This is a genomic window from Phenylobacterium sp., assembly GCF_031412415.1.
Lineage (GTDB): Bacteria > Pseudomonadota > Alphaproteobacteria > Caulobacterales > Caulobacteraceae > Phenylobacterium.
Window position 1 is genome coordinate 1 of record NZ_JANOCX010000424.1, and the last position, 4,233, is coordinate 4,233.

Below are 4,233 nucleotides of genomic sequence, written 5' to 3' on the forward strand. Positions count from 1 at the left end.
AGGACCTGAAGTCGGGCGCAGCGCCGCGCCGGCTGACCCGCCAGACCAATCACTTCGAGTTCTACCCGGCCTGGAGCCGCGATGGCCGATCCATCGTCTACACGACCTGGAACGACCAGGACTTCGGCACGGTCCGCGTGGTCGGGGTCGGCGGCGGCGACGGCCGCGTGGTGACCGGTCAGCCTGGCCATTATCTGGAGCCGACCTTCAGCCCGGACGGCGCCACCATCGCTTATCGCGCCACCTCCGACGGCTTCCTGACCTCGGCCATGTGGGGTCGCGACACAGGCCTCTTCGCCATCGCGGCCAAGGGCGGCGGCAAACCGGTCCTGGTTTCGAAGAGCGGCGTCCAGCCGCAGTTCGGGGCCTCGGGCGACCGGCTGTTCTTCATGACCTTCGAAGCGGAGAACAAGCGTGCGCTGAAGTCCATCGAGCTGGACGGCTCGGACGAGCGCAGCCATCTGCTGAGCGAGTTCGCCACAGAGTATTCGCTCAGCCCCGACCAGAAGTGGGTCGCCTGGACCGAGCGGTTCAACGCCTATGTCATGCCCTTCGTGCCCACCGGCAAGAGCGTGGATCTCTCGCCCAAGACCGCCTCTCTGCCGGTCACCCGGGTCACCCGCGATGCGGGGTCGTTCCTGCATTGGTCGGGGGACGCCAAGACGCTGTGGTGGTCCCAAGGTCCCGAACTCTATTCCCGCGACCTGAAGGACGCCTTCGCCTTCGTCGACGGCGCCCCCAAGGAGCTGCCCAAGGCGCCGGAGCGGGGAACCGACATCTCCTTCACCCAGGCCTATGCCGCGCCCACCGGCCGCACCGCGCTCACCGGCGCCCGCATCGTCACCATGAAGGGCGACGAGGTGATCGAGGATGGGACGATCGTGCTGAACGGCAATCGTATCGAGGCGGTCGGCCCGCGCGGTTCGGTGACCGTCCCGGCCGGCGCGAGGGTCATCGACGTAGCCGGAAAGACGATCATGCCGGGCATCATCGACGCCCACTGGCACGGCTCCATGGGCAGCGACCAGATCATCCCGCAGCAAAGCTGGGTGAACTACGCCGCCCTGTCCTTCGGGGTGACCACCATCCACGATCCGTCGAATGATTCCGGCGAGATTTTCGCCCACTCGGAATTGGCCAAGGCCGGCGACGTGGTCGGTCCGCGGATCTTCTCCACCGGCACGATCCTCTATGGGGCCAAGGCGCCGTTCACCGCCCAGATCGACAGCCTGGACGACGCCCGCTCCACCCTGCGTCGGATGCAGGCGATCGGGGCTTTCAGCGTCAAGAGCTACAACCAGCCCCGCCGCGAACAGCGCCAGCAGATCCTGGCCGCCGCCCGCGAGTTGAAGATGATGGTGGTGCCGGAGGGCGGCTCGCTGTTCCAGCACGACATGAGCATGGTCGTCGACGGCCACACCGGGGTTGAGCATTCGATCCCGCCGGCGGCGATCTACGATGACGTCCTCCAGCTCTGGCCGGCCACCAAGGTGGGCTACACCCCGACCCTCATCGTCGCCTATGGCGGGCCCTTCGGCGAAAACTACTGGTACGCCCATACCGACGTGTGGGCTGACGCGCGGCTATCGAAGTGGGTTCCGCGCCGCATCCTCGACGCGCGCAGCCGCCGCCCGGTGAAGGCGCCTGACGAGGAGTACAATCACATCAACATCGCGCGGATGGCCAAGCTGCTCAACGACAAGGGCGTCTCGGTTCAGGTGGGCGCCCACGGCCAGCGCGAGGGCCTGGGCGCGCACTGGGAGATGTGGATGATGGGCCAGGGCGGGATGACCCCGCTGCAGATTATCCGGGCGGCGACGATCAGCGGCGCGACCTATCTGGGCATGGACCGGGACCTGGGCTCCCTGGAGCCCGGCAAGCTCGCCGACCTGCTGGTGCTGGACGCCAACCCGCTGACCGACATCCGCAACTCGACCTCGATCCGCTACACGGTCGCCAACGGCCGGGTCTATGACTCGATGTCGATGGACGAGGTGGGCGGCAAGTCCCGGAAGCCCTTCTGGTTCGAGGGGACTGGCGGCGAGGCCTGGGGCATCGGCTCGACCGCCGCTGTCAGCCACCAGGACGACTAGGACCCGTGGCCAGGACCACGCCCGCGACGCTCGCCCTCGACAAGGCGGGCGTCGACTATGGCCTGGCGACCTATGACTATGATCCCGATGCGCCGCGGGTGGGGTTGCAGGCCGCCGAAAGCCTGGGCGTCGAGCCCGGGCGGGTGCTGAAGACCCTGATGACCCTGGTAGACGGCAAGCCGATCTGCGCAGTGCTGGCCTCCGACCAGGAGGTGGCCATGAAGAAGCTGGCGGCGGCGGCCGGCGGCAAGTCCGCGGCCATGATGAAGCCCGCCGACGCCGAACGGATCACCGGGTACCGGGTGGGCGGGGTCAGCCCCTTCGGCCAGAAGCGCGGCGTCCCGACCGTGATCGACGCCGCCGCCATGACCCACCTCAAGGTGTTCGTGAACGGCGGCCAGCGGGGGTTGCAGGTGGAGCTCTCCCCCGCCGACCTGGTCGGCGCCCTGGGCGCCAAGGTCGCCGTGCTCACCTGAGAGGCGTCACCGATTTTACGCGGGCCGGATCGGTGTAAGGTCGCTCAACCCCAGGGGAGCCCATGTCGGACACCACGGCCAAGGCCAGTATGTCGCTCGTGATCGAGGCGATGTACGCCGTGGCCGCCGATCCTCAGCGCTGGGAGCAGATGGTCGAGGCGCTGGACCTCGATGTCGGCGTCGGGGACCCGGCGCTCTCGCAGGAGGGCGCGCGGCTGGTCCGCGCCGCCGCCGCGCGTCCCGACGGCGGTCATGTCGGCGTGATCCTGGTGTCGCGCGGGGGTGGGGTGATCGCCGGGAACCCGGCGGGCGAGGCGGTATTCCTGCATCGGCTGGGGGTGATCGAGGCCCGGGGGCTGCGATTCCTCAACCCCTCGAACCATGAAGCCCTGGATCAGGCGCGGCGGCGGTTGCGCGAGACGGGCGCCCGGCAGGTCATCGTCAAGTTCCTGCAGGGCGCGGACGACGGCCCGCACTTCGCCTACGTGACTCCGGCCCGCGCCCTGCCGCCGGGCCTCGCCGCGACCCTGCCGGCCGCCGCGATGGCGGGCGAGGATCTCACGGCCATCGTCTTTCCCGCCGTGGAGACCACCGATCGGCTGTGGTCCAGCGTCCGCGACAGCTTTGGCCTGACCCCCGCCGAGACCCGGCTAGCGGCGCGTCTCAAGAACGGCATGACCTTGAAGGAGGCGGCCGACGACCTGTCGATCACCGTCAACACTGTGCGCAACCAGCTCCGCGCGGTGTTCGACAAGATGGGCCTGAACCGTCAGAGCGAACTGGTCCGCGCCCTGACCCAGCTCTCGTCTCTCGCCAACGCCTTCGAGGCGCCGTCGGGTGACCAGCCCTGGAGCCCCGCGATCTTCGCCACCGGCAAGGGCGCGGCCGACACCGCCCCGCCGGTGCAGATCTTCCGTCTCGCCGACGGCCGAGCCTTAGCCTGGCGCGACTATGGCGACCCGCTCGGCAAGCCGGTCCTGGTCATGGTGGCCGATGTGGCGTCCAGCCTGTTGCCCCGCGGCACCGACGCCCTGGCGCGAGATCTGGGCTTGCGTCTGGTCACCCCCGAGCGCGCCGGCTGCGGACGGTCCGACCCGCATCCGGACTTCGGCATCCAGACCGTCGCCGCCGACTCGGTGGCGCTGTGCCGCCACTTGAAGCTGGAAGGCCTACAGGTCGGCTCGATGATGGACGGAACGGTCTATGCGCTAGAGGCCGCGCGCCAGCTCGGCGATACGGTCAGCCGCATCCTGGCGGTGTCCGGTCGCACGCCCGGGCCGCAGGTGGAGCGCGCGCGCGACGCCGGCCACACCATGACGCTCTTCTGGCGGCGCATCTCGCGCAATCCCTGGCTGTCGGACATGGTGTTCGAGATGATGCGGGTCTCCCTGAACCGCCGTCAGATCGAGCGCTACGCTGCGGGCGCCGCCTCCGCGCCGGCGGACGCGGCCCATCTGAAGGCCCATCCCGAGCTCCTCGATTTCATCGCCGACTACATGCGCGAGACCGTGGCCGTCACGTCGAAGGGCGCGGCCGACGCGGTGCGGTGCGCCGCGGCCAGCCGCCAGGTCGACCTGACCGGTTTGGCCGCGCCGGTGACGCTTTGGTACGGCGAGGACGATCCGATGCAGGACGTCGGAGAGGTCGTCGCCTGGCTGGGCGAC

3 protein-coding genes are annotated in these 4,233 nt (G+C 69.3%); all 3 read left to right on the plus strand.

The window, feature by feature from the left end; translation table 11 throughout:
- Nucleotides 1-2,093 (plus strand): amidohydrolase family protein (locus tag RMO04_RS19710; protein ID WP_309646473.1); only part of this gene is annotated, 2,093 nt, incomplete at its 5' end.
- A gap of 5 nt (nucleotides 2,094-2,098) precedes the next feature.
- Nucleotides 2,099-2,569 (plus strand): Cys-tRNA(Pro) deacylase, encoded by a 471-nt coding sequence (gene ybaK, locus RMO04_RS19715; protein WP_309646474.1) that lies wholly within the window; start codon nucleotides 2,099-2,101, stop codon nucleotides 2,567-2,569.
- Nucleotides 2,570-2,631: 62 nt separating this feature from the next.
- Nucleotides 2,632-4,233, plus strand: a 1,602-nt coding sequence (locus RMO04_RS19720; RefSeq protein WP_309646475.1) for a LuxR C-terminal-related transcriptional regulator, incomplete at its 3' end; no start/stop codon positions are given.